Source organism: Lysinibacillus cavernae, assembly GCF_009724685.1.
Taxonomy (GTDB): domain Bacteria; phylum Bacillota; class Bacilli; order Bacillales_A; family Planococcaceae; genus Lysinibacillus; species Lysinibacillus cavernae.
The window spans coordinates 547,129-570,834 of the sequence record NZ_WMEF01000003.1 but is presented as its reverse complement, the minus strand read 5'-3'; the positions used below and the strand labels follow the sequence as shown (position 1 = coordinate 570,834).

Here is a 23,706-nt window from a genome sequence, read left to right as displayed (position 1 = left end):
GGGCGCGAAAGTTTTTAGGAGGAACGAAATATATGACAAGATTTGATGGAAGAAATGTAGACGAGTTACGACCTGTAATTATGGATAGTGAGTATTTATTACACCCAGAAGGCTCCGTATTAATTCAAGTAGGGAATACAAAAGTAATTTGCACAGCAACAATTGAAGATAAGGTACCTGGCTTTTTACGTGGGCAAGGGAAAGGGTGGATCACAGCCGAATATTCGATGCTTCCTCGTGCAACTGCTCAACGCACACCACGTGAATCCTCACGAGGGAAAGTCAATGGGCGTACGATGGAAATTCAACGTTTAATTGGGCGCGCATTACGTGCTGTAGTCGATTTAGAAGCACTTGGAGAACGCACTGTATGGATTGACTGCGATGTCATTCAAGCAGACGGTGGAACTCGTACAGCATCTATTACAGGGGCATTTGTTGCTATGACACAAGCAATTGCTAAATTTGCAGAAGAAAAGCCATTCGAAAAATTCCCAGTAACAGATTTTTTAGCAGCAACAAGTGTTGGTATCGTAGAAGAACAAGGTGCTATTCTAGATTTAAATTATGTAGAAGATGTGGCTGCTGCTGTTGATATGAATATTGTGATGACAGGTACTGGACGATTCGTTGAATTACAGGGTACTGGCGAGGAAGCTACCTTTTCTCGTGAAGAACTGAATGAATTGTTAGCATTAGGTGAAAAAGGTATTCAGCAATTAGTTGAGCTCCAAAAATCAACACTTAGTGAACTGGCAAACAAGGTCGGAGGGAATCAATAATATGAAACAAGTAGTAATCGCAACAAAAAATAAAGGAAAAGCAAAAGATTTTGAAGCATTATTTGGCCCACTCGGTTATGAAGTAGTGACAATGTTTGAAGTGGCACCAGAAATGGAAATAGAAGAGACAGGTACAACATTTGAAGAAAATGCGATCATAAAGGCAGAAGCGTTAGCGAAGGAGCTTGGCACAATTGTGATTGCCGATGATAGTGGTTTAGCAGTAGATGCATTAAATGGTGAGCCAGGCGTGTATTCTGCTCGCTATGCTGGTGATCATGATGATGAAGCAAATATGGTAAAGCTGTTAGAAAATTTACATGGTGTGGAAGATGACAAACGAACAGCCCGTTTTTGCTGCTGTATTGCAATAGCAGGCCCAGATTTTGCAACGACAACGGTATTTGGCACATGTGAAGGCGTGATTGCCCATGAAAAACGTGGAACGAATGGATTTGGCTATGATCCAATCTTTTTCGTACCAAGCTTAAATCGTATGATGGCTGAGCTTTTACCAGAGGAAAAAGGGTCTATTTCTCACCGCGGCAATGCTATTCGCAAGTTAAAGGAACAATTACCAAATCTTATAAAATAAGAGGTGATATCCATGAAAATACTTGTAATGAGCGATACACATGGTGATAGCCATGTAATTGATAAGGTTAGGGAATTTTACCCTGAAATAGACGTTCTGATACATTGTGGAGATAGTGAACTTTCTTTCTCACATGAGGCGTTAGAAGGCATAAAAAAAGTACGTGGGAACTGTGATCGTGAAAAAGCTTTTCCAGAAGAAGAATTTTTCACTGTCAATAATGTAAATATTTTTGTAACACATGGTCATTTATTTAATGTGAAAAGCTCCATCTTGTCATTATCCTATCGTGCAAAAGAATTAGGTGCACAAATAGTTTGTTTCGGTCATTCTCATATTCTTGGTGCTGAAGTGATTGATGACATTTTATTTTTAAATCCTGGAAGCTTATTAAAACCACGTGGACGTAAGGAGAAAAGCTTTGCTGTTGTAGAACTAAATACGACCTTTTTTAAAGTTGAGTTCTTGACAGATGATAACCAAAGTATTGCTACGCATACATTCCACCGAAGTTAATATAACAAAAAAATCCGCACTACTTCCAATGGTTGCGGATTTTTATGTTGACTACGGATAATGGTAAAATTGCCTATGAATGATTAATGCTGAAATAGTAAAAATAATTGGAAAAGGCACTAAAGGAGAAAACATGGAAAAGACAATTGGCTGGCATTTTGATAATAGTTATGTTCGACTACCAAGTATTTATTATTCCGAACTTTCGTTACATCCTGTTCACTTACCAAAGCTAGTGCTGCTAAATGAAGACGTTGCAACGTCACTCGGATTAGACATTCAAGCTTTACAAGGGGAAGAAGCGGTAGCAGTATTTGCAGGTAATAAAGTTCCAAAAGGTGGTGAACCGATTGCACAAGCCTATGCAGGGCACCAATTTGGTCATTTCAATATGCTAGGTGATGGTAGGGCTCTGTTATATGGGGAACAAATAACACCTCTCAATGAACGATATGATATCGCCTTAAAAGGATCAGGAAGAACGCCTTATTCTCGTGGTGGAGATGGTAGAGCGGCATTGGGACCCATGCTAAGGGAGTACATTATTAGTGAAGCAATGTTTGCGCTAGGAATTCCCACTTCAAGAAGTTTAGCGGTAGTGACGACTGGTGAATCGATTTACCGTGAAACCGAACAACCAGGTGCTATTGTTACACGAGTTGCAAGCAGTCATTTACGAGTGGGTACTTTTCAATATGCAGCACACTGGGGAACAGATGAGGAGCTACAACGCTTAGCTGATTATGCATTAGAACGTCATTTCCCAAATGATTATGGGGAGCAAAATCGTTATCTTCATTTGCTACAAGAAGTAATCAAGCAACAAGCTTCACTCATAGCGAAGTGGCAGTTAGTTGGCTTTATTCATGGTGTTATGAACACAGATAATATGACCATTAGTGGTGAAACTATTGATTATGGCCCTTGCGCATTCATGGACACTTATGATCCAGCAACTGTGTTCAGTTCTATTGATCGTCAAGGCCGTTATGCATACGGCAATCAACCAAATATCGGGGGCTGGAATTTAACACGCTTGGCTGAAGCATTACTCCCTTTAATTCACGAAGATCAAGAAACAGCCATTCAACTGGCGCAAGACGTACTACAACAATATCCTCAGCTGTATGTTCAAAACTGGTTGAGGGGGATGCGTGCAAAGCTTGGCATTTTTAATGAGGAGCAAGAAGACAAGGACCTTATTGAAGAGCTTCTCCAGCTCATGCAACAATACAAAGCAGATTATACCAATACATTTATCGCCTTAACTTTTGGGCAATTTGATGAATCCTCGTTATTTAATTCATCGGCGTTTAAAGACTGGTATCAAAAATGGCTTGCACGATTAGCAAGACAGCAGCAAACGAAAGACATGTCACAGCAATTAATGCGTCAATATAATCCTGCTGTTATCCCACGCAATCACAGGGTAGAAGAAGCATTGGAGGCAGCTGTTGAACAAGGGGATTATAATGTTATAAACAAATTATTAAAAGTCCTTGCTCAGCCATACGCCCACACGAAAGAGCAACAGGAATATGCTTCATTACCTGAACCATGCAGTCAACCATATCGTACTTTTTGTGGCACATAAGTAAAACGAGGGGCATGGATCCTCTCGTTTTTTTATCTTGTTCCAGGGGATGTTCAAACGCCCGCTGAAATAAGGGAATACCATTAATAACGCCACGTTCTGTGGCGATGACAGTGTGACCCAAAGCCTAGGCGTATTTGATATGTAAAGGCACCTTACAGAATCCTTACGCATACTCTATGTATGAATAAAGGAAAAGGAGAATGGGTTCGGTGCATAAATATTCAAAAGGTTGGTTTCTGAAAAAGTTACGAGCACATGGGATACTCGTACATCCTCAATTTAAAAGTCATTTAGGGTTGTTGAAAGAATCTGAATTACGTAATTTATATTATCGATATGTCGAAGTAGAAACAGTCGAATCAGATCAAAAATAGCCTATTTTGTTTGAATAACTCCTTTCTAGGAAAACATGATAGTTAGAAAGGAGTTTTACTATGTGGATGATGACACAAACATGGCAAGATGTACTTTTTTTACATTGGCCAGTATCACCCCAAGAATTAGAAAAGCATATACCTAAAGAACTGAAGCTCGATCTCTATCAATCTGATGCTTGGCTTAGTGCCGTCCTTTTTAAAGTAAATGGACAGCGATTACGGCTACTACCGCCATTCCCAGGGATGCGTTCCTATTTACAATTGAATGTCCGAACTTATGTTGAATATAATGGCATGAAAGGAATCTATTTTTTTCATTTGGATGTGACGAATTATCCTTTTTCAAAATTAACGGCAATCGGTAGTTTACCCTATCGTTATTCAAAAATAGTAGGTAAACAAAGAGCTAATCATTTTTCATACACCAGCTATTACAAAGCATTTGATGAGAGATTGAGGGTTTCTTATATAGTAGGAGATAGCACTAATACTAACTTTGACCAATGGTTAGTAGAACGGTATCATTCTTGGGCAAAATGGAAAGACACCCTATTTCGTATTGATATCCATCATTCACCATGGGAGTTGCATCAGGCCAGAGTAACGATCCCAAGCAATACACTAGCCGCTTTTATGAAAGGATCCTTTCAAGAAACGCAGCCAATTGCACATTATGCAAAGAACAAAGTGGCGAGAGTTTTTCCGCCAGTAATTGAACGTAAAAAACAAAACTTATCATAAATACATGGGGATTATCACATTAAAAGAGGTAACAAAATTGCATAACTATTGCGCTGGCAATCATATCTGACATTGCAAGTGCTTCTGCTACAATTTCATCAAATACATCTACATCTGCTTGATAATCATTTTGTATCATGGTCACGGCTTCGTTTTTGGTCAATGCTAAATGGGTGTAAAACATTTTTTGTATCGCTTCTCTATTTATACAAGGATTGATCGTATGCAAAAATAGAACAATATCATCCGCATTACGATACCATTCCTTCTCTTTTGCTTCTGCTGTTGTAGCATCTCCTTTAGCAGCTGCAGTCACTAATTGAGCTGCAAGAACCAAATGTTCTTTAATTAAGGCTGCATAACGATCTGCTATAGAATCGCCGTAGAAGGGGCGTAGACAATTTCCTAAATCAGTTGCATTTCGTAACAAACGCTGCTGCACAAAAGGTAAATCTGGCAAATTAAACACAATGCTACTAATCGTCATCCGTGTCCAATTCACATGCTCCATCCAAAGTAAGCGATTCATGGCCATAAAATCTGCTTCCGCTTTACTGATACAGCGACGGTAATCATTTGACTGTAAAAAGTGGCGAATCGGTGCCGTATATAGAGCATAGGGACCCTGATACAGCTGGCTTAAAGAATAACTATTCGAATAAGGGTACAAGACTTCACTCCTTCTTGTTCTTTCTCTTAAAGTAGCATACTCCATGGCACATCTGAGTATGAAAGAACAACTTAAGAAATGGGGGTGACAAAAAAATTACTCTTCATACATCATTTTCTTTGTCATACCACCATCAACCGTAAGATTAATCCCTGTTACAAAATTATTTAGCGGATTTGTTAAATAGAGACACGCCTGTGCTATATCTTCAGGTACACCAACTCTCCCTGACAAATGCTGTGCATGATCAATTGGTCGAAGTGACTCAAAATTGCCTGTTTCAATCCATCCAGGTGAAATACAATTCACAGTTATTTGATCACTGCCAAATGAACGCGCTAAAGCATGTGTTAATGCCACAATGCCACCTTTTGTAGCCGCATAAGCTTCTGAGTTAGGCTCAGACATTTCAGCCCGTGTAGAAGCTAGCGAAACAATCGAACCTCCTTTAGCATTGTACCTCATCACTTTTGCAGCCTCTCTTGCACAGAAAAAGGCACTCGTTAAATTCGTTTGAAGTAAATCATTCCATTCCTCAAACGTAACATCGTAAGGAGATGTATGCTGAAACTTCCCAGCATTATTAATTAAAATATGAATAGTCCCATATTGTTCGACGGTTCGTTGCATTAAATGAACAATATCCTGCTCCTTTGTCACATCCGTTTGAACAAACAATACAGAGTAATCTTGAGCAAGCATTTCCTGTTCTAATTGTTGACCTAAACCTTTATTCAAATCAGCAATCACCACTTTTGCGCCATGTTGTGCATACGCTAGCACAATGCCTTTGCCAATCCCTTGTGCACCACCTGTAACAATAACGACCAAATCCTTAAACATTTACGTACCTCCAAGTTTTTTATTGCCAATAGTTTAACAAATATTTTTTTTTCGTCCTACTGACAAGGCGTAAAAATGGTATAATCTATGTTGTGGCAACATATGATAAACAATATGAGGCAAACCTTGCCTACTTAGTAAAATTAATGTTGACATTATGCTTTAAAATACATATAATAAGTATTGTCCTTCCTATGGAATACATAGAAACGACATCATGTCTCAGTAGCTCAGCAGGATAGAGCAACGGCCTTCTAAGCCGTCGGTCGGGGGTTCGAATCCCTCCTGGGACGTCAATAGGTAGTTTTAGAAAGAGAAACTACAGTATGAAAAACACCTTAAATCCTTTAATATCAAGGATTTAAGGTGTTTTTAGTATTTTTTAGAAGTCGTTAAAAAGAGATAAAAAATAAAAGTTTTCTACACATTTTCTACACATCTACACGCTCTATATTAGTGGAAGGCATTAACATCATCTTTTTAAATACATCTGCTGTTTTTCTGGAATCACGTTCACGCAATTCTTTTAGCACATGGGTATATGTAGAAGAAGTAATTTCAATACTTGAATGACCTAGACGTTCAGACACATAAATCAAATTTACTTCTTCGAAAAGTAAAATACTCGCATGTGTGTGGCGTAATCCATGAGCAGTAATAAGTGGTGTTATTTTAAGATGTTTCAATGCTGCCCGTAGTACATCATTTAATCGATCATTTGTGACAACTAAAATATCGGATGTGTCTTCAAAGAACACTAGTTGATGTTGATTATCTGAATGTGATGTTCGATATTCGAAAAATTTCTTAAACAATAGCATAGTCTCTGTATCAATGGTTATTGTACGCTCAGAACTTTCATTTTTTAAGTCACCAAAGCCACCGCCTTCTTTGTATTTCCATTGCCGTTCTACACGAATGAAATTCTCTTTAAAGTTAAAATCTGTTTCGATCAGGCCAACTAATTCACCATAACGCATACCAGAAGTTAAGGCGAGAAGTAGTAATAAATTCTCGATACCATTATCCACGTCTTGTAAATTTTTTATGTTTTTCTCAACATGATCTTTTAAGTAATATAAGAGCCTTTCAGTATCAGTAAGGTTTAGAAATTTTTCAGACCCTTTTTTTGAAGAGGCTCCAGTAAGAGTAATATTTCGAGTGAAATCATTCTTTATTAGTCCTTCGTCAATTGCTTCCAACAAACATGTTCGTACGTAACCATTTAACTTACGATTTGTATCTCTTGCAAATTTTGTCCCCAAATCATTCATAAATTCTTGATATTTACGCTTAGTAATCTGCTGTATGGGCATCTCGCCAAAGTATTCATATAATTTATTGTAAGTGGTTGTGTAGGCTCTCATCGTAATATCAGAGATATTCGTTTTATATGTTTTAACCCAATCCATAAAATACTTAGTGAAAGGAATATCTTCTTGAATTGAAGGGGAGCCATTTTTCCCAATGTTAGCTTCAATAGCAGCTGCTGCAACTGTTGCTTCCTTTTTGGTACTGAAACCACCTTTCCGTATAGGTTTGTACTTTCCATCAACCATTCTACTAACACAATACTGCCACGTCTTTCCACGTTTTGTGATACTCGCCATAATAGACACCCCCAATTACATTGTTATTAAGGTCATAGAAAAGTTCTATTCCTATTTGGCATATTCATTTTTTTATTAAAATATTGAGTAAGTCGTTTTTCAGCAAAGTCGTATTCAACATTGAATAGTTGTTGAACATTCTCAATAGTGAGCGCATCAGAATCCACTTCATCCAGCATGAAAGAGGGAATACAGGCGTGATACATAAAATTGTTTGCCTTGTTCTCTAAGTATTCTATCAAAGATTTTGGCATGCGTTCTTGCTGTCCATTATGTAATAAAACATGCCCTAATTCATGGCAGAAATCTTGCCAAAGCTGTTCTGTTGTTAATTGTTCATTTAGAAAAATATATACATGAGATTCATCAAAAAGTGCTTGGCTTGATTTGTTCCAATAAAATATCTGTATATTCAACAAGGTAGCTATTTTTTGAAATTGAAGTTGTGAAGATTTTGAAATATTCATTTTGGAGTACAAATTTTTTATAAAATTTTCTGTATGTGTAGTGTAGTTCATCGTATTATCCTCAAGTTACATTTTGGAACATATGTTCTTTTTTATTATATAATAAAACACCACTTTTTAGAAGTAGTGTTTTATTCTGTTGCATTAAAAGGATTAGGGCCTTCTAATTCATGTGAACTAATATCTTTAAAATAAGAAGTGTCATTATCAAGCTCTTCAATTTTTTGTTCAATAATACGAGCAAAACTAGTACCTTGTCTTAATAATTCAAAGTCACTAAGTGCAAAAGATAATATTCGACATTTCCCACTTGAAGTAAGATGAATTTTTCGTATTAAGCCAGAAGAACTTCCCCACTTTTTACCTGCTATACCATGATACGAAAATATTATTCCTATGTTCTTATTAGAAGTTTTTAAAAGACTGTAGAATTTACCAGTCCAAGTTACACCAACAGTTTTATTATAGTTTTTGCATTCACATAACAAGTATTTTTCAATCGATATGTATCCAGATGTGTTAAAATCAATACCTTTTTTATTTAGTTTGACAAGCAAATCTATCTCATTAGTACTCGTCCGCACATTTTTGTCTATATCAAAAATATAAGACTTTTTAAAGATATATTCTACTAGATCTTCTAATGATTTTCCTTTTAATTCTGTAGAGGAATCTTGTGATTCATTAATCTTTTTGAAATTATCTAATAAAATAGAGTATTGCTTTAAGTCAGTTTGATTAAATTTTAAACATTCAAGTACATCTTCATTTTCCTCTTCACAGATTCTGAGATATTCACTGAAAGCAAAGGCACTTTTAGAACTCATTCGCAAACCACCTTATAAACAATTAAAACATCACTAAAAACATTAATAGGATTTGAATAACCACATTTACTACATTCGAATTCATCAGGAACGTCACCAACAGAATTATAAAGATGTTCTTCCGAACATGAAGGGCAATTTATTACAAATGCATGTTCAATATAATGTAATTTTTCTATATCCTTTAATAATTTATATGCATTTTGTAGATTAAAACCACCTCGTCTTGCAATCAAACCTGGATAAATTACTTCATTCTTTTTGAAGCGCTGAAGTGTCTTCAATAGCTTCTCCTGATTCGAATGCGGTAGGTCTCTCATTTTCGTATTTTTCTTTATATTCGATAAGGTATTTGGTAACATAATTCATCCTCTCCATTTCAGTACTGCTTGAATTGTAATACTGAAGTAAGTCGATTCTTTTTTCTTTATAATTAAACGAAAACTTAACTTTTGTAGCTTTACTACTTTGTTCATCACTCCAGCGAAGTGAAATCCAAGGGCTATCAGAGTCTTCTTCAATTTCATCTATAAAATCATTTAATAATTTCTGAATCTCTTTAGTATTATCGCATGACATAAACAATTTTTGATTATCATTTATTATTTGCTTCAAATCACCTAGCAAAGGTAAAACTGCAGAATCATTTCTACCTGTATCTAAAACAACTTTTGATCCAGTTCGATACTTTAGTTCTTTAGCAACTACATTTACTTGTTCTTCATCTAAATTAGATATAAACTCTACGATAGAAACTAAATCTAATGGAAGGGGAGTGAGACCAAAATGAATTTGAAACCACTCAATTACCTTATGAATTTGTTGTACGTAGTAGTATTCGTTCCCTCTTCGTAAATATCCTTTTATAGCGTCTAGTCTAATTTCAATAATATTTAAATCGGAATAATAAACAGCGATAACAGGATATTTAATTGTAATTCTGCTAGAACTCTCGGCAGTAGTATGACCAGAAACCGCATTGCTAAACTTTAAAAAGTAGGTATTCTCATCATATTTTTTAAAAGATGGCATTAAATTAGTTTCATAAGTCCAATCAGTTACATAGTCTTCAGTGAAGGTAGATGAAGTACTATCTAGTATCTTGCCTTTTCGTATTAATGCATCGATTTTACCTAAAATTGGCTGTTCTATGGTATATAATGTGGCGTATTTAATTGCTAATTCATAATCCAATTCTTGAATGATTTGAATGGTTTTTTGTTCAAATTTTTCAAGAGCTAAATTAAAAATTTCTTCGAACGACTGGGATTTTTGTACATAAATTAAATCATAATTAAAAATGGTATCTTCATACGTAATCACTTCATCTTTTAATTTCTCTAATAATTTTTTCTGGATGGCTTGAACATAATTCTCTTTTACCGTAGTTTTAATTAAATCAGAGTAATTTATTTTTCTCGTCATAAAACCTCTCCTAATAGTTTACTGATAAATCAATTTTAGTATTACATACCAAATCCGAAATCGTTTTAATATAAAATAATCCAAACATTATTAAAGACATGCACTGTACGCATGCCTAACTCTATATTAGTTAGTTTTTTTAAAATTTCCGGAATTAAATAATGAGTTTAACCATAACTTTAAAAAGTTCTTAAGATACCATCTTAGAAAAGAAGGATAATCCTTTTTGTTAAATTAGAGGTTAAATTGTCTTGAGTAAATATTACTAGTAAGTTAATAAAAAAAATAATAAATCCATTAATGTTTTATATTTACAATAACAGGGTGTTATTTAGGACATGAAAATATTTCATGTCCTATTTTTTCTTATAATCGTGTTTAATAATTTCCCAAATTTCACGAAGGCGTTCTACAGCTTCCGCGTCAGATTTAGGTAGCTCTTTATAAAATATGTTTAAATCAGGGTTGTTTGCAAAAGCTTGAAAATCAGCCTCTTCTTGGTCTTTATTTGAAAATGTAGTAACCTCAGTTCGGCCCAATAAATAGTCGGTACTAACTTCAAACAAATCGGCAATTAAATTCACTGTATCTAAGGGTGGAGTTTTAGTTCCATTTTCATATGCAGTATATGTAGTTCTAGCCACTCCAACTTTATCTGCAGTATAACTCTGTGTCCAAATAGGATTGGATTTTTTCTTCTGTTCACGACAGGCTTTTAAACGTTCTGAAAAAACATTCATGGCAACCCATCCTTTCATATAGTTCATTCTAAATGTTTCTATTAGTAACTTCTATAATTGTTCCTTAAAGTAAAACTTATTTTCATTATAATGTTGACTTGTTCCTTAAAGTGACATATATTGTGTATATAAGTGTTCCTTAAAAGAACTATTGGAGGTTGGAAATGAGAACTTGGTTGAAAGATATTCGATTGAAAAATAAAGTTACTCAAGAAAAGGCTGCGGAAAATTCTAATATATCCAGAAGTTACTACACCCAAATTGAATTAGGAATTAAAACACCAAATGTTGAAACTGCAAAAAAAATTGCCACTGCATTAGATTTTGATTGGTTATATTTTTTTAAAGATTGATGTTCCTTTAAGGAACATATCGTTAGTGAGAGATATTCCTGATGAAACATGTATTAAAGTTCCTCAGAGAAAAAGCTACTTAAAGAAAAAGAAAGAATGTACACATTTTGAATACGGCTATTGAAAAATTAAATTAGGGGGTGTTTATTATGCAACAACAACTAAATGTTAAATTAACGATTCAAATTCCTGAAGATCAGGTTTTGATAAGCAAAGTTGAATTGGAAGAACTAAAAAAAAGCCAGTTATCTGGTAGATACTGGACTATGAAAGACTTAGAAGCACACACAGGGAGAAAAAAAGAGTGGCTTCAAGAGAACATTCTATATGTACCAAGGTTTAAGCAAAAACTTGATGCTCGAAATGGAGGCTTTGTTTACTATTCAAAAGGTAAAGGATCACCGTGGGCATTCCAAGCAACAAAAATGGCTAATTTTCTGGATGATAATTTTCATTTAATTTGGGGAGGGTAACGTCCCTTTGACGCTACCCTAAGCAGATGAATTTTAAGTCGAGGGGAAATAGGAAAAATACGAGAGGCAATATGTAAATATTTCTATCTTCTTATTAGCAATTTTAACAGTTGATAGCTTAATTGAGTATTCCAGATTGGCATAAGAAGGTGGTGAGATAGTGAAATTAGGAGCACTTTTACAGGCATGTCGAATAGGCAGTGGTATGTCACAAGAAGATTTGGCTGCTCAAATGAATAGAAGTCAAACTTGTATTTCTAAGTATGAGAATGAACGGAAAACACCCGACATTTATACATTTATCGAATGGTTTAAACAAACGAATACTCAGGAGGTCGGCAATATCTTTATACAACAAATGATGAGTGGTATTGACTTAGCAACCGTTGTTCAATCATTACTACCAATCGTTGGAGGTTTTGTATGGTTGTTCTTTTTATAACAAGGAGGAGATCTAATTGAGGATTAACGTAAAACATTGGAAATCATTGAAACCAGTGGAGCGGTACATGGCTATATACAGAGCCGCACGTCAAAATGACGCTACCCTTAAAAATCAGCATAAAAAAGGCTTACAAGCACTGGCATGCAAGTAAGCGGTTGAAAAAATATATTACTGAAACTATATCAAAAATTTAGTGAATCGGCAAGAAAGGGGATGCATCTTATGCTTCCAGAAATTATTGTACATGACAGTGTACGTGTTTTAACAAGTGCTCAATTAGCTAAATCGTTTAAAACGGATAGCAAGACCATCAATCGTAATTTTCAACGAAATCAGGATCAGTTTGAACTTGGTGTTCATTACTTTGCGCTAACAGGTGAAGATTTAAAAGCCTTTAAAGGTGCACGTCAAAATGACGCAACCCTTAAATATGTTTCAGTTCTTCATATTTGGACTGAAAAGGGAGCTTTTTTACATTCTCAATTTTCTAAAAGTAAGCAGGCTAAAGACGCTTACCGAGCGTTAATAGATAGTTATTACACAATGTTGGACAAACCACCAATAGAGCAATCACAAGCTTTAGCAATTAGTCTAGCTGATTTTCAAAATTTAGAAAGTAGGTTGATATCTTTGGAAAATCAAATGCGTGAAGTGACATTACACTCAGGAGAACAACTTCGCTTACGAAAAGCCGTGAATGAGCGAGTTTATCAATTAGCTGAACAAACAGGAGCGAGACGTGTATTATTCCGAGCTTTGTATTCTGCAATCAAAGAACGGTATCAAGTAGGTTCTTATCGTGATGTTAGACAACATGAATTGCAAGACGCGTTGAACTTCGTTTCAAGCTGGGGAGCATAGGAGGAACATATATGTTTACAACAGGTAATAATACAGTCGATTTAATGGGACAAATGCACTTAGAAGGTAACGTTATACCACATATGTGGTATGAAAATTTTCGCCTAGATAGTGGCAAACCTGATCTAAACGCCATAATCATTCTTGCTGAAATTGTTTATTGGTATCGTCCAAGTTATGAGAAAGATGAGGTAACTGGACGCCTCATCAACATTAAAAAGAAGTTTAAATCAGATTTATTACAACTTTCGTATGATCGCTTTGCTGAGCAATTCAGTTTTAGTAAAAAACAAGTCAAAGAAGCAATGGATCGACTAGAGGATAGGGGCATTATTAAGCGTGATTTTAGGACAATAAATGCTAATAGAACTCGATTATCGAATGTTCTTTTTATCGACCTAAATGTACCTCTTTTGGAGAGATTCACCTTTAGTTCTGGTAATGAGGTACTACCGCAGAAGGTAGGAGGGTATTCCCCTCAAAGTATGGAGGGTGGTGACTTGGAGGTTGGGAGGGTCCAACCTTCTAGGGTGAGAGGTGGTGCCCCGCAGGTGGGGACATATACAAAGATTACTACAGAGATTACAAATACAGAGATTACAAATACAGAGATTACAAATACAGAGATTACTAATAAAAAGAATAGTAGTCGCAAACGAGTTTACGACGAATCCTCTGTGCATTATCAATTGGCTTATAGACTCTATCAAAAAATACTGTTTGATGATCCAAGCTTTAAACAACCAAATATGAATACCTGGGCTGATTGTATTCGCTTAATGATGGAGCAGGATGATAGAACAGCTGAACAAATCGAATATCTTATTGATTGGTCACAAGCGAATTCATTTTGGAAATCAAATATTCTTTCAACCAAAAAATTGCGTGAAAAGGCTACAACGTTAATACGTCAAATCAAAGCAGAGAATGCAAAAGAAAACAAAGCCAAACCACCTTCGCCAATTAAATATCGACAAGGACGTACCGAAGTTGTACCAGAGTGGTTCCATAAGCGAAATGAGGACAGAGCCGAAACTATAGAAGTCAATCAAGAAATTGATTTTGAAGCAGAGCGTCAAAAAATACTTGAAACTTTAGGTAGGATAGAAAAAAATGCACAGTAAGATGAGGTTGTAGAATAATAAAAAAATCCCCTCTACCAAAGGGGAAAATACTTTATTAATTACTTTGACTTAAAAATTTAATATATTCTCTATAATTTACCCAAATTAATAAGAGGATTAGTATGAAAAAAACACTAAAGAATGCTAACGGAAACGAAATCAAATTTTTTAAAGTAAAGCTATAAATAAAAGTCATACTAAAACTAATGATAAGTATACGAAATATAATTATTAATTTGGTAATAGGGCATAAATTATATATTTTTTTTAGGGGAAAATGATAGTTCAGTTCATAAGTTATGTTTTTATTATTCCAGTTGTCTACAATTCGATAGTTTGAATCTCTTTCCACCAATAAGGAAGACTCATTTTTCATTTTGAGTATTTTCCATTTCTCGTTATCGTCTAAAAGGATAAAAAATTCATTATGTAATGATACTTTTCTATCTACCCAAATAATTGCGTTAAATAGCAAGATAAATGCGAATGTCACGATTAACCAAACTATTCCAAAAGCAATAATAGTGGTAGTTATGGAAGGTGAAATATCGCTAATAGCACTAGGATTGTAAACAGCTATATAAATACTGCCAATAGATAATATGAAAAATGTATAAACGCCATAGTTTGAAAAGTCTATTTTGAATTTTTTCCAATCAGTCATTAGTAGTTTCTCAATTTCTAATAAATTCCTATTATCAATTATATTTTTTATTGCAATAACTACTAAGGAAAATAATGTTATTATACTGATTTCTCCAAGAAATTTGGATATTAATGTCTCCATTTGAAAACTCCTTTACGTAAATTTATAGTTAAATTTTAACATAATTAAAGCTGAGATAATTCAAAAAATAAATGTTACTTGAGCAAAGAAGAAAGGGGAATAGTGATGGGAAGAACACAACAATATTTTATCAATGGCAAGTTGTATGAACTACCTATATACAAAGCAGGGGATAGAGTGCAATTACTTGAAGCATCTACTATTAAGGGGACTGTAAAAGAAATTAAAAATGATGGCTTGTATGTTCATGTGATATGGGACAAGTTTCAACATCCAAGTATTAAAGGTATAGGCGTGAATTGGCTGGTTTCCAACTTACAAGCAGCTAAATGAAAGAGAGGGAAAATTTATGTATAACAGGATGGGATTATTAAAGCAACAAAATGCATTGCATCATCAGTACTGTGTAACATGTGTAAATCGAAAAGACCGTAAAGCAAAAAGCTGTAAAAAGTGTGACATCTTCATCAAGTTTAATGAAATCGGTAGATGCCTTTTAAATCTAAATAAGTCTCCTAACGATCAAGTGTCACTGAAGAAGACAAAAGATGATGTTTTATTAGAATCAATGACTGAATACGGAATGATTCTTACGATAGATCGGTACTTGGACTTACAAGAAATGGGCCTAAAAAATTCTGACATAGCAGAGCACTACGGTATTACAGATCAGGAGCTTAATGAATGGAAAGTATGGCAGGGACTAACTGGGAAACGTGGTCCTATGTCCAAAAAGGATTCAGCATGCGGCAGTTAAGTATCTTTGATTGTCAGGAAGAGGATAGGCATGAATGTATTCAAAAACATGATCTAGTGAAACTAATTCTTTTAGATAAATCGATAGATTGGGAGATTCATAATTATCGAAAATACTATTGTGAAAAATGGATTGGAAAAATAGGAACAGTTCTAGAAATAAAGAAAAACACAGTTGAGGTTCAATTTTTAGAGGAAATCATTTTATGTGATGTTCGTGAGTTAGAATGGATAGCGTAGGGTACGGCTGCAACCGTAGCCCTACATTTAAACCTTCGTGCTTTATACACTATAGTAATTATAGCAGGGAGGGGCTTATATGGGCAATACAGTTAATTTAGGGGCATTAGGTGATGGAGTATACATCGTTCAACAAGGGGCAATTGTAGAGGTTCTAGAGCCTAAGGAGTATGGACAAGATTCAATCCAGTGGCAGCATGGTAAAGTGTTTGAGGTAAGCGAGAGTAAGCGCAGACGTGTTGGGGCAGTGAAAAAATGAAAGGTTTTGTGTAGATAACGGGTTAGAAAGTTAGCTAAATCTAAAAAAGTTAGATTCGCAAAAAGGGTACTTAAAAACTGTTGAGTAAATGAAGAAAGTAGATTATCAAATATCGGTTCACTAAAGTATAATTAAGGAAAAAACGTTGGTGATAAAAGTGTCAAAAATAGATCATGAAACATTAAGTTATAACCACGGCTTATATCAAGCAAACTTATTGATGCAGATATTTTACTATAATGATAACGATTATAGTTTCCTAGATGTATGGGAGGACAATAAGGAAGATATATTAAATACAGTACCATTGAATAAACCAAGTAAATGGACATTATTACATTATTGGATTGATACAAGTTTTCATGTTGAAGATGACATTAAAGAAATTTTTAAATTCACAGCTGGCAGTAAAGAGTATTTTGAAATGTTAAAGGATTACTTAATCGACACTGGTCTACTTCCAAATTTAGAAGAACCCAATTTTGGGGACAGTTGCGACCAAGAAGATCAATGTTATGATTCAACATGTAAGTGTTGGAAATTAATTAGTGCATGGGAAGATCACTTCCTTATGAATGCAGATAATGTAAAAAAGTCAATTGTTCATGCGACGTTTCAAATAATGTTTAATAATCGAAGATTTATGCATGATTTCAACGTAATGGTTGCTAAGCTTATTGAAAAGGACATAGACTTTATAATAGAAAAAAAACCAGAATATATAAGTTTGAAGAAGAAACGAGTTAAAAGAGCAACATACTGGCCCATTTGGTTAAAACAAGCATTACTTTATCGTGATAAAGGAACGTGTGTTTTGTGTAGAAAAGATGTAACATCACAATATCATATTGCTAGTGATTTAGAGATTGATCATATAGTTCCGTTAGATTTATACGGAACCAATGATTCAACTAATTTTCAGTTGTTATGTAAAAGTTGTAATGCTTCTAAACAAGCAGGAAGTACATCAACCAATTTGATTAATGTTCCTTTCTGGAATATCTAACGAGCATGAGATTCCTAAAAAAACAGCCTTTACGGAAAATACCGGAGGCACTAACTGACAGGTGAATGACCTGTTTTGTTGGTGCCTCTTTTTATTTTATTAAAGGGGTGGATGACATGAGAACAATACAAACAGAGTTAACACAAAGGGGTTAAGCAAAGAAGTTGAGGGGCAAATCTCAAAAGGATGCTAACCTAAAAAACAGATGAGTCAAAGAGAATCTGAAGGTTTAATGTGAGTTAAACGCAACACTTATAAACGAGTAAAGGGTGCATTTAGACAAAAAAGATGATAAGAGATTCATACTGTTACTGGGAAGGAGCGAAAAGATTGAAAACAAGGCACATACAACTTGTAGATGAAAAATTAACACGCAAAGCAGTTGAAGAAAAGATAGAAAAGTATCGTGTGTATTTGCTCACTGTTCCGGCCGATTATTTATTTAAAATAACAGCAAGTTATTCATTAGCACCAGGCAATTCAGACCAATTTAATAGTAAAACAGAAAGTGCGGCCATTAAACGTGTTGAATTTGAACTTGCACGTGAGAAATATTTTAATTGGATGCATAAAGGTTTAATGTCATTGAAAGAGGATGAAAGGCAAATAATTGTTCGTCGGTATCTCCAACTAGAAACTGAATATGATATTGATATTTGGATGGATTTAAGCATTGGTAAGACAAAGTATTATAAAAAGAAATGGCAAGCTTTGCTACGTCTTGCATTTGCCTTAAAAATAGAAGTTTATCAGCAGGATAGAAATGAGGTGAGCTAGTATTTGAAAGTGGAACCTATAAGAGATCGTGAATTGTTAGCAAGAATAAAACGATATTTAAGTGATACAAACAAAAGGAATCATTTGATGTTTCTGACAGGGATACATTGTGGATTTCGTATTAGTGATATTTTGAAACTGCAAGTAAAACATGTTAAGGGTTGGGATATTCGATTATTTGAGGAAAAGACGAAGAAATATCGTTCTGTAAGGATGACTAAAGAATTGAAGCGAGAAATGCGAGACTATATTCATGGGAAATCGGATGAAGAATATTTGTTCAAATCACGCAAGGGAATCAACCAACCAATATCGAGAAAAAGAGCCTATGAAATATTGCGTGAGTTAGCGGACGACTTTGAGCTTGAACAGATTGGCACGCACACATTACGCAAAACATACGGCTATATGCATTATAAAAAATTCAATAATGTAGCAACGATTATGACAGCTCTCAATCATACAAATCAACGTGAAACAATGATTTATTTAGGCATAGAACAAGAAGAATTAGATAAGCAGCAAGGTAAAATAGATTGGTAACTGCACTGATAATATATTGGTGTAGTTTTTTTTATTTATTTTCTATGTGTAGGTACCTATTTTTTTATAAACAGGACATTTTTATGTTTTGTCACATTGAGTAAAGGGACAAGGAGAAAATGTAGGTAGGCAAAGGGCTGGAAGAGAATAAGCGAAAAGGACAATACATAGGAAAAGACACCTTCAACTTAGGAATTATGTCTAGTAAATAATATACAGTAAGTATGTTATTTCCAAAAATACATAATATAGTTTTCTTAATACAAGTAAACATTTATAATATAAAAGAAAGGAGTTGATATTAATGGTACATAAAGTAATTCCTAAACCATCTTTTTTAGATACCTGTATTTATGTAAAAACATTAGGAAATCATAAATTATGGCGTTCAATAGATGCAAAAAGATATTATACTTGGGATACACTACATGGTGAAATTGAAGTTTTTAATAAAAGAGGAAAACATATTGGAGCTGCGGATGTTCTCACTGGAGAATTTACAAAACCAGCTGTGAGGGGGAGAAAAATAGATGTCTAAAAATAAATTTATAGATGCTTGTCTAACAGGAGATGTATTATTAGAAGATATTGAAGATTATATTGATGAATGGCATGAGAGTGATAGTGATGAAGAGATTTACGAATTTTTAGGAATGTCATTAGAGGAGTATGGATTATACGTAGAGAACGATTATATTCTTAAAACAATCATTCATTGTAGGGAGAAGAATATCCCTATTCATGAATTTATCAATCAATCCAGTGCAGAAAAATTGGTTGCTCGATCATCTTCCCCAGAAGAATCTACGGCAATTAAAGAATGGTTAAGACGTAAAAATAAACTTAATTCTTAGGGTGAATAAATTGTGCATATTCCAAGAGAACGAAAAATAGCCAAACGATTAATTGATAAATATGGCCTTACTCCACCAATTGACATAGAAAGTTTTATAAGGTCCTATGCCAATGTAGAAGAGGATGATCTACCTGAAAACGTAGATGCAATTTGCATGATGAATGTAGAGCAATCCACAATAATTATAGATAGGTTTCAATCAAGTAATAGAAAGAGGTTTACTTTAGCACATGAATTAGGACACTTATGTATACCTTGGCACTGTGGGATGATATCTTGTCATACAGATATTAATGATAATATTAGTCATTCAGAGTATGAGAAAATGGAGAATGAGGCAAATAACTTTGCAGCTGAAATTCTAATGCCTACCGATTGGTTAGTAAATAAAATTTCCGAAAATCCTCAGGACATTTCCCTACTTATTTCTGAAGTAGCAACTGAAGCAAATGTATCGAGAAGTGCTGCATTTTTTAACATTTGGCCACTCCTTGATGATGGTTATGTTTTTAAGATATATAATAAATTTAGAGGATACACCACTTATAAAAAAACTAATACAGAATTTTTTATTTCCTATTTATGTGATGAAGGTATGGATGGAATCGAAGAATATTCTACTAACAAGGATACTTGTATTTTAGATGATTTTATAATTGATTGGTGGTATTTTGAAAATTCATTACCTCCTGAAAAAATACAAAAATATATCGATAATATTAATAAAAATGGACTCAAATGGATTGTTAATGATCTCCAAGAATTTGGACCAACTACATTATTAAATAATCTTAATAGGGTAGTTAATCAATTGCCTTCTGGCTACTTTAGTATGGTTCTTTTGAAAAATGGTAAATGTATAGATTTTAATCAACCAAAAAACTCAAAGATAGCTCAGCCATATTTCAATACAATTCCAGAAGCTAAACGATGGGTAAAGGATAATTGTAAAGATTATGGTGGTTTACAATTTGGAGAAATTTGTGTGATGTTTGGGAACTTTGATATAAGTTCTTCTATTGAAGTTAATGATAAACGGAATTCAAAATTAATATTCAATCAAATTTTAGAAGAATGCTACTATGATATAGATGAAAAAGAAAAAAATAGAAGATGTTTTAATGGAGTAATTGGTAGTTTAAATAGTAGTAATTCTAGTAAAGACTTTGATTCATTTTATTTGATGATGAAGCAAAGAATTAAATCTGATGGTAGATTTGATTTAATTATTAGACATTCTTTATATGAATCTTTTGTAAAGAATAAAATAAATGAAATTCTACTTAAAAAAAATAAATAATTAAATCGTTTAAAACAAGTGATTTTGGGAAAGTATTTATAATAAAGTGGACTTTTCGCGAACTTTTCGCGAACTAATTGAGAACGCATCATTAGTTTTCATTTGTTAAAGTGTAAATGTACCGTATCATCTTCACTCCCAAATTTAGTGATACTAGAAAGGAGCTGCACAAATTGTGTAGCTCTTTTACTTTTATAGGAGGCGAGCGGGCATAAGGGAACACACAGCGGAAGCAAAGAAGTTTTATAACAGTACTGCATGGAAGAAATGTAGAGCATCGTATATTAATTCTTTAGTGGATGATTTATGTGAGCACTGCCAGTTTAATCTCGGTTATATTGTTGACCACATAAAAGAAATCAATATCAATAACATCAACGATCCAATGTTTACTTTAAACCACGACAACTTTCAATACCTTTGCTTGGAGTGTCACAATAAAAAAACATTTGGTACACCAAAAGAAAAGATTCGTGAGGGATTTTCTTTTAATGAATTAGGTGAGCTAGTGTATAGCCCCCCTATAAAATAAAATCATGGGGATTTGTGGAGACCGAATGCCAACCTTAGATTTCCTCCGTTTGAGATTTTATATAACCCCCACCTATCAAAAAAACTAGGAGGTTTTGCGATGACAAGGCAAGTTTTGAAAACCGCCGTTCCAGAACAAGAAACTGAAATTATTCTGAAAGAAAAAACTATCAAAAAAGAAACAACTAAGTTAAAAAAAATATTTGCTGATCTAGTCGGTCATCAAAAAGAGGTTGCATTGCGCCTTATTGATGAACTGGCTTTTTTAATTGTAGAAATTCAAGAACTTCGTCAACACGTAAAGTTAAATGGATCAGTTGAAGAAATGCAACAAGGTGATTACTCCATTAATAGACGAAGCCCTTATTTCCAAAATTACTTAGACGCTGCAAAGACTTATACAGGTATCTATAAGCAATTGCTTGATATGTATCCTAAGCCTGAACAAAAGTTGAAAGTCACGGGTGAAATGGATGGGCTGCAAAAATTTTTATCCAAGCACAGTAAATAGCTATGCAGAATTATAGTGTCGAAACGCATAGAAATTACATCATTGAATACTATGACAAAATTATGTCAGGCGAAATCAATGCTTGTAAGCGTCTAAAACAACAGTACCAAATTATTTATAACTGGTTGGGAAATCCAGAAGAAGGATACGAGTTTGATATTCGGTTAGCAACCAAGCCCATTGAATTTATTGAGAATCTTTGTCGACAAGCGCAAGGTACAAAAATGGGGCAACCTTTAAAACTCGATCTATTCCAAAAAGCAAAGTTACAAGCAACATTCGGATTTGTCCATAAAGAAACACGGATGAGACAGATTACTGAAATCATGGATATTCGTGGCCGTAAAAATGGAAAAACGACTGAGAACTCAGCTTTGTCGCTTTACATGCTTGTTGGTGATGGTGAGGGGTCAGCCGAGGTTTACTTTATTGCAACAAAACTTGATCAAGCAAAAAAGGGTTTTAAAGAGTGTCATAAGATGGTTGCTCAAAGTCCAGACCTTTCTAAATATATTAGGAAGCGCAAAACAGACTTGTATTTTGAAGCGACATTTTCACATATTGAAGCATTGGCAAGTGATTCTAATAGCTTAGATGGTTTAAATGGTCATTTTATTACGGTTGATGAATTGGCAGCGATTAAAGACCGCAATATTTATGATGTTATGAAACAGTCAATGTCTTCACGTGAGCAGGGGCTTATTAGTTCTATTTCAACAAATGGATTTGTTCGTGATTCTATTTACGACTCGCAGTACGAATATGCCTGTAATGTACTTGATGGAAAAATTAAAGATATTCATTTTCTTGCATTTATATATGAGTTAGATCATCGTGATGAATGGCTTGATGAAAGTTGCTGGATCAAAGCGAACCCTGGACTGGGTACCATCAAAAAAACAGAAGAACTTCGTAAATTTGTTGATAAGGCCAAAGTTGACGCAGCATTTAAACCAACAGTACTTGTTAAAGACTTCAACTTAAAACAAACGGCATCAACAGCTTGGCTTCGTTGGGAGCAGCTTGAAAACACAGCGACATTTGAAATTGAAAAAATGGACTTTAACTATGGAATTGGCGGTTTTGATAAATCAGAAACAACAGATTTAACTTCTGCTGGTGTGCTATTAAGGAGAAGAGACGATGATGAAATTTATTTTGCTTGCATGTTTTGGCTACCTGAACAGTCCATTATGCAGAGAGCAAATGAAGATCAAATTCCATATGATCTATTTGAGCGTCTGGGTATTCTACGACCAAGCGGACAATACAAAATTGACATGAAAGATATTTTAAAATGGTTCGTTGAATTGAGAGAAGACTTTGATATTTATATTCCTTGGATAGGCTATGATTCTTGGCATGTTGATGATGCTACACTAGAGGACTTTGAATCACATTTTGGTAAGAACAGTATGATTAAGGTTCGTCAGGGTGCTGTCACATTATCCACACCAATGAAAGAACTCGAAGCAGATTTATCGAATCATATTATCAATTACAACAATAATCAACTTCTGAAAATGTGTTTAGCTAATACGGAAATTAAAGTAGATTTAAACGGTAATATTGCACCTGTAAAGTCGAGAGATACACGTAAACGCATTGATGGCACGATTGCTCTTTTAAACTCTTATACGGTGTATTTAGATCGTAAAAATGATTATTTAAACATGATTTAGAGGTGGTGATAG

The 23,706-nt window shown here is 34.4% G+C and carries 34 protein-coding genes and 1 tRNA gene; 26 read left to right on the top strand and 9 right to left on the bottom strand.

Going from position 1 to position 23,706, the window contains the following annotated elements:
* The first annotated feature begins 32 nt into the window (after positions 1-32).
* The 6 genes from rph (at position 33) to GJU32_RS10530 (ending at position 4,608) form a co-directional block, all read left to right on the top strand.
* Positions 33-782, top strand: coding sequence for a ribonuclease PH (gene rph, locus GJU32_RS10555; RefSeq protein WP_155591896.1), 750 nt, complete (start codon positions 33-35; stop codon positions 780-782).
* A 1-nt stretch (position 783) separates the two neighbouring features.
* Positions 784-1,377: an XTP/dITP diphosphatase gene (locus tag GJU32_RS10550; RefSeq protein ID WP_155591895.1), complete on the top strand. Its 594-nt coding sequence runs from the start codon at positions 784-786 to the stop codon at positions 1,375-1,377.
* A gap of 12 nt (positions 1,378-1,389) precedes the next feature.
* Positions 1,390-1,893: a metallophosphoesterase gene (locus GJU32_RS10545; RefSeq protein WP_155591894.1), complete on the top strand. Its 504-nt coding sequence runs from the start codon at positions 1,390-1,392 to the stop codon at positions 1,891-1,893.
* 133 nt (positions 1,894-2,026) lie between these two features.
* Positions 2,027-3,487 (top strand): protein adenylyltransferase SelO, encoded by a 1,461-nt coding sequence (locus GJU32_RS10540; protein WP_155591893.1) that lies wholly within the window; start codon positions 2,027-2,029, stop codon positions 3,485-3,487.
* A 203-nt stretch (positions 3,488-3,690) separates the two neighbouring features.
* Positions 3,691-3,864 carry a DUF2639 domain-containing protein gene (locus tag GJU32_RS10535; RefSeq protein ID WP_196426650.1) on the top strand — a complete coding sequence of 58 codons (174 nt, stop codon included), beginning with the start codon at positions 3,691-3,693 and terminating at the stop codon, positions 3,862-3,864.
* Between the two features lie 69 nt (positions 3,865-3,933).
* Positions 3,934-4,608 carry a YqjF family protein gene (locus tag GJU32_RS10530; protein ID WP_230875010.1) on the top strand — a complete coding sequence of 225 codons (675 nt, stop codon included), beginning with the start codon at positions 3,934-3,936 and terminating at the stop codon, positions 4,606-4,608.
* A gap of 19 nt (positions 4,609-4,627) precedes the next feature.
* Here the strand turns inward: GJU32_RS10530 and GJU32_RS10525 are convergent, their stop codons facing one another.
* Both GJU32_RS10525 and GJU32_RS10520 read right to left on the bottom strand, forming a co-directional pair.
* Positions 4,628-5,278: a hypothetical protein gene (locus GJU32_RS10525; RefSeq protein WP_155591890.1), complete on the bottom strand. Its 651-nt coding sequence runs from the start codon at positions 5,276-5,278 to the stop codon at positions 4,628-4,630.
* Positions 5,279-5,374: 96 nt separating this feature from the next.
* The gene (locus GJU32_RS10520; protein ID WP_155591889.1) at positions 5,375-6,121 is read right to left on the bottom strand and encodes an SDR family NAD(P)-dependent oxidoreductase; all 747 of its coding nucleotides are present in this window, start codon (positions 6,119-6,121) and stop codon (positions 5,375-5,377) included.
* Positions 6,122-6,340: 219 nt separating this feature from the next.
* Between GJU32_RS10520 and GJU32_RS10515 the strand changes: the two genes are divergently transcribed.
* A tRNA-Arg gene (locus GJU32_RS10515) sits at positions 6,341-6,414 on the top strand.
* Positions 6,415-6,552: 138 nt separating this feature from the next.
* On the opposite strand, the gene GJU32_RS10510 is transcribed toward GJU32_RS10515, so the two are convergent.
* The 6 genes from GJU32_RS10510 to GJU32_RS10485 form a co-directional block, all read right to left on the bottom strand.
* Positions 6,553-7,731: a tyrosine-type recombinase/integrase gene (locus GJU32_RS10510; protein WP_155591888.1), complete on the bottom strand. Its 1,179-nt coding sequence runs from the start codon at positions 7,729-7,731 to the stop codon at positions 6,553-6,555.
* 32 nt (positions 7,732-7,763) lie between these two features.
* A complete protein-coding gene (locus GJU32_RS10505; protein ID WP_155591887.1) occupies positions 7,764-8,249 on the bottom strand; it encodes an ImmA/IrrE family metallo-endopeptidase in 486 nt (161 codons plus the stop codon).
* A gap of 80 nt (positions 8,250-8,329) precedes the next feature.
* Positions 8,330-9,025 (bottom strand): acetylglutamate semialdehyde dehydrogenase, encoded by a 696-nt coding sequence (locus tag GJU32_RS10500; protein ID WP_155591886.1) that lies wholly within the window; start codon positions 9,023-9,025, stop codon positions 8,330-8,332.
* Positions 9,022-9,309, bottom strand: a complete 288-nt coding sequence (locus GJU32_RS10495) for a hypothetical protein (protein ID WP_155591885.1) — start codon at positions 9,307-9,309, stop codon at positions 9,022-9,024. The genes GJU32_RS10500 and GJU32_RS10495 overlap by 4 nt, the downstream gene beginning before the upstream one ends.
* The gene (locus tag GJU32_RS10490; protein WP_155591884.1) at positions 9,278-10,450 is read right to left on the bottom strand and encodes a hypothetical protein; all 1,173 of its coding nucleotides are present in this window, start codon (positions 10,448-10,450) and stop codon (positions 9,278-9,280) included. Before GJU32_RS10490 ends, GJU32_RS10495 begins: the two co-directional genes overlap by 32 nt.
* Before the next feature lie 356 nt (positions 10,451-10,806).
* Positions 10,807-11,217 carry a helix-turn-helix domain-containing protein gene (locus tag GJU32_RS10485; protein ID WP_230875009.1) on the bottom strand — a complete coding sequence of 137 codons (411 nt, stop codon included), beginning with the start codon at positions 11,215-11,217 and terminating at the stop codon, positions 10,807-10,809.
* Positions 11,218-11,354: 137 nt separating this feature from the next.
* On the opposite strand from GJU32_RS10485, the gene GJU32_RS10480 reads away from it, so the two are divergent.
* From GJU32_RS10480 to GJU32_RS10455, 6 genes are all read left to right on the top strand, one after another.
* On the top strand, positions 11,355-11,543 hold the full coding sequence (locus GJU32_RS10480) for a helix-turn-helix domain-containing protein (RefSeq protein ID WP_155591882.1): 189 nt from the start codon (positions 11,355-11,357) through the stop codon (positions 11,541-11,543).
* Between the two features lie 149 nt (positions 11,544-11,692).
* The gene (locus GJU32_RS10475) at positions 11,693-12,016 is read left to right on the top strand and encodes a DUF771 domain-containing protein (RefSeq protein ID WP_155591881.1); all 324 of its coding nucleotides are present in this window, start codon (positions 11,693-11,695) and stop codon (positions 12,014-12,016) included.
* A gap of 160 nt (positions 12,017-12,176) precedes the next feature.
* Complete coding sequence (locus GJU32_RS10470; protein WP_155591880.1) at positions 12,177-12,458, top strand: helix-turn-helix domain-containing protein; 282 nt, start codon at positions 12,177-12,179, stop codon at positions 12,456-12,458.
* Positions 12,459-12,474: 16 nt separating this feature from the next.
* Positions 12,475-12,612: a hypothetical protein gene (locus tag GJU32_RS10465; protein WP_155591879.1), complete on the top strand. Its 138-nt coding sequence runs from the start codon at positions 12,475-12,477 to the stop codon at positions 12,610-12,612.
* A gap of 71 nt (positions 12,613-12,683) precedes the next feature.
* Entirely contained in the window at positions 12,684-13,322 is a 639-nt protein-coding gene (locus GJU32_RS10460; protein WP_196426649.1) for an ORF6N domain-containing protein, read from the top strand.
* A gap of 11 nt (positions 13,323-13,333) precedes the next feature.
* Positions 13,334-14,446, top strand: coding sequence for a hypothetical protein (locus GJU32_RS10455; protein ID WP_155591877.1), 1,113 nt, complete (start codon positions 13,334-13,336; stop codon positions 14,444-14,446).
* Between the two features lie 55 nt (positions 14,447-14,501).
* Here the strand turns inward: GJU32_RS10455 and GJU32_RS10450 are convergent, their stop codons facing one another.
* Positions 14,502-15,233, bottom strand: coding sequence for a hypothetical protein (locus GJU32_RS10450; RefSeq protein WP_155591876.1), 732 nt, complete (start codon positions 15,231-15,233; stop codon positions 14,502-14,504).
* 105 nt (positions 15,234-15,338) lie between these two features.
* On the opposite strand from GJU32_RS10450, the gene GJU32_RS10445 reads away from it, so the two are divergent.
* The 13 genes from GJU32_RS10445 (at position 15,339) to GJU32_RS10385 (ending at position 23,694) form a co-directional block, all read left to right on the top strand.
* A complete protein-coding gene (locus GJU32_RS10445; RefSeq protein WP_155591875.1) occupies positions 15,339-15,566 on the top strand; it encodes a hypothetical protein in 228 nt (75 codons plus the stop codon).
* A gap of 16 nt (positions 15,567-15,582) precedes the next feature.
* Positions 15,583-15,990: a hypothetical protein gene (locus GJU32_RS10440; protein ID WP_155591874.1), complete on the top strand. Its 408-nt coding sequence runs from the start codon at positions 15,583-15,585 to the stop codon at positions 15,988-15,990.
* The gene (locus tag GJU32_RS10435) at positions 15,978-16,229 is read left to right on the top strand and encodes a hypothetical protein (protein ID WP_196426648.1); all 252 of its coding nucleotides are present in this window, start codon (positions 15,978-15,980) and stop codon (positions 16,227-16,229) included. The genes GJU32_RS10440 and GJU32_RS10435 overlap by 13 nt, the downstream gene beginning before the upstream one ends.
* Positions 16,230-16,308: 79 nt before the next feature.
* A complete protein-coding gene (locus tag GJU32_RS10430) occupies positions 16,309-16,488 on the top strand; it encodes a hypothetical protein (RefSeq protein ID WP_155591872.1) in 180 nt (59 codons plus the stop codon).
* Between the two features lie 157 nt (positions 16,489-16,645).
* On the top strand, positions 16,646-17,494 hold the full coding sequence (locus GJU32_RS10425) for an HNH endonuclease (RefSeq protein ID WP_155591871.1): 849 nt from the start codon (positions 16,646-16,648) through the stop codon (positions 17,492-17,494).
* A gap of 330 nt (positions 17,495-17,824) precedes the next feature.
* The gene (locus GJU32_RS10420) at positions 17,825-18,271 is read left to right on the top strand and encodes an ArpU family phage packaging/lysis transcriptional regulator (protein ID WP_230875008.1); all 447 of its coding nucleotides are present in this window, start codon (positions 17,825-17,827) and stop codon (positions 18,269-18,271) included.
* Between the two features lie 9 nt (positions 18,272-18,280).
* A complete protein-coding gene (locus GJU32_RS10415) occupies positions 18,281-18,814 on the top strand; it encodes a tyrosine-type recombinase/integrase (protein WP_155591936.1) in 534 nt (177 codons plus the stop codon).
* Between the two features lie 304 nt (positions 18,815-19,118).
* Positions 19,119-19,352 (top strand): colicin E3/pyocin S6 family cytotoxin, encoded by a 234-nt coding sequence (locus GJU32_RS10410; RefSeq protein ID WP_155591869.1) that lies wholly within the window; start codon positions 19,119-19,121, stop codon positions 19,350-19,352.
* Positions 19,345-19,668, top strand: a complete 324-nt coding sequence (locus GJU32_RS10405) for a hypothetical protein (protein ID WP_155591868.1) — start codon at positions 19,345-19,347, stop codon at positions 19,666-19,668. The genes GJU32_RS10410 and GJU32_RS10405 overlap by 8 nt, the downstream gene beginning before the upstream one ends.
* A 12-nt stretch (positions 19,669-19,680) precedes the next feature.
* Positions 19,681-20,970, top strand: a complete 1,290-nt coding sequence (locus tag GJU32_RS10400; protein WP_155591867.1) for an ImmA/IrrE family metallo-endopeptidase — start codon at positions 19,681-19,683, stop codon at positions 20,968-20,970.
* A 295-nt stretch (positions 20,971-21,265) separates the two neighbouring features.
* Positions 21,266-21,502: an HNH endonuclease gene (locus GJU32_RS10395; protein WP_230875007.1), complete on the top strand. Its 237-nt coding sequence runs from the start codon at positions 21,266-21,268 to the stop codon at positions 21,500-21,502.
* A gap of 99 nt (positions 21,503-21,601) precedes the next feature.
* Positions 21,602-22,012 carry a hypothetical protein gene (locus GJU32_RS10390; protein WP_155591866.1) on the top strand — a complete coding sequence of 137 codons (411 nt, stop codon included), beginning with the start codon at positions 21,602-21,604 and terminating at the stop codon, positions 22,010-22,012.
* A gap of 2 nt (positions 22,013-22,014) precedes the next feature.
* Positions 22,015-23,694, top strand: a complete 1,680-nt coding sequence (locus GJU32_RS10385; RefSeq protein ID WP_155591865.1) for a terminase large subunit — start codon at positions 22,015-22,017, stop codon at positions 23,692-23,694.
* Positions 23,695-23,706: the final 12 nt, after the last annotated feature.

Coding starts and splice junctions, on each gene's coding strand:
- rph (WP_155591896.1), top strand. CDS start 33: ATGACAAGATTTGATGGAAGAAATGTAGACGAGTTACGACCTGTAATT.
- GJU32_RS10550 (WP_155591895.1), top strand. CDS start 784: ATGAAACAAGTAGTAATCGCAACAAAAAATAAAGGAAAAGCAAAAGAT.
- GJU32_RS10545 (WP_155591894.1), top strand. CDS start 1,390: ATGAAAATACTTGTAATGAGCGATACACATGGTGATAGCCATGTAATT.
- GJU32_RS10540 (WP_155591893.1), top strand. CDS start 2,027: ATGGAAAAGACAATTGGCTGGCATTTTGATAATAGTTATGTTCGACTA.
- GJU32_RS10535 (WP_196426650.1), top strand. CDS start 3,691: ATGGGTTCGGTGCATAAATATTCAAAAGGTTGGTTTCTGAAAAAGTTA.
- GJU32_RS10530 (WP_230875010.1), top strand. CDS start 3,934: ATGACACAAACATGGCAAGATGTACTTTTTTTACATTGGCCAGTATCA.
- GJU32_RS10520 (WP_155591889.1), bottom strand. CDS start 6,121: ATGTTTAAGGATTTGGTCGTTATTGTTACAGGTGGTGCACAAGGGATT.
- GJU32_RS10510 (WP_155591888.1), bottom strand. CDS start 7,731: ATGGCGAGTATCACAAAACGTGGAAAGACGTGGCAGTATTGTGTTAGT.
- GJU32_RS10505 (WP_155591887.1), bottom strand. CDS start 8,249: ATGAACTACACTACACATACAGAAAATTTTATAAAAAATTTGTACTCC.
- GJU32_RS10500 (WP_155591886.1), bottom strand. CDS start 9,025: ATGAGTTCTAAAAGTGCCTTTGCTTTCAGTGAATATCTCAGAATCTGT.
- GJU32_RS10490 (WP_155591884.1), bottom strand. CDS start 10,450: ATGACGAGAAAAATAAATTACTCTGATTTAATTAAAACTACGGTAAAA.
- GJU32_RS10485 (WP_230875009.1), bottom strand. CDS start 11,217: ATGAACTATATGAAAGGATGGGTTGCCATGAATGTTTTTTCAGAACGT.
- GJU32_RS10480 (WP_155591882.1), top strand. CDS start 11,355: ATGAGAACTTGGTTGAAAGATATTCGATTGAAAAATAAAGTTACTCAA.
- GJU32_RS10475 (WP_155591881.1), top strand. CDS start 11,693: ATGCAACAACAACTAAATGTTAAATTAACGATTCAAATTCCTGAAGAT.
- GJU32_RS10460 (WP_196426649.1), top strand. CDS start 12,684: ATGCTTCCAGAAATTATTGTACATGACAGTGTACGTGTTTTAACAAGT.
- GJU32_RS10455 (WP_155591877.1), top strand. CDS start 13,334: ATGTTTACAACAGGTAATAATACAGTCGATTTAATGGGACAAATGCAC.
- GJU32_RS10450 (WP_155591876.1), bottom strand. CDS start 15,233: ATGGAGACATTAATATCCAAATTTCTTGGAGAAATCAGTATAATAACA.
- GJU32_RS10445 (WP_155591875.1), top strand. CDS start 15,339: ATGGGAAGAACACAACAATATTTTATCAATGGCAAGTTGTATGAACTA.
- GJU32_RS10440 (WP_155591874.1), top strand. CDS start 15,583: ATGTATAACAGGATGGGATTATTAAAGCAACAAAATGCATTGCATCAT.
- GJU32_RS10435 (WP_196426648.1), top strand. CDS start 15,978: ATGCGGCAGTTAAGTATCTTTGATTGTCAGGAAGAGGATAGGCATGAA.
- GJU32_RS10430 (WP_155591872.1), top strand. CDS start 16,309: ATGGGCAATACAGTTAATTTAGGGGCATTAGGTGATGGAGTATACATC.
- GJU32_RS10410 (WP_155591869.1), top strand. CDS start 19,119: ATGGTACATAAAGTAATTCCTAAACCATCTTTTTTAGATACCTGTATT.
- GJU32_RS10405 (WP_155591868.1), top strand. CDS start 19,345: ATGTCTAAAAATAAATTTATAGATGCTTGTCTAACAGGAGATGTATTA.
- GJU32_RS10390 (WP_155591866.1), top strand. CDS start 21,602: ATGACAAGGCAAGTTTTGAAAACCGCCGTTCCAGAACAAGAAACTGAA.
- GJU32_RS10385 (WP_155591865.1), top strand. CDS start 22,015: ATGCAGAATTATAGTGTCGAAACGCATAGAAATTACATCATTGAATAC.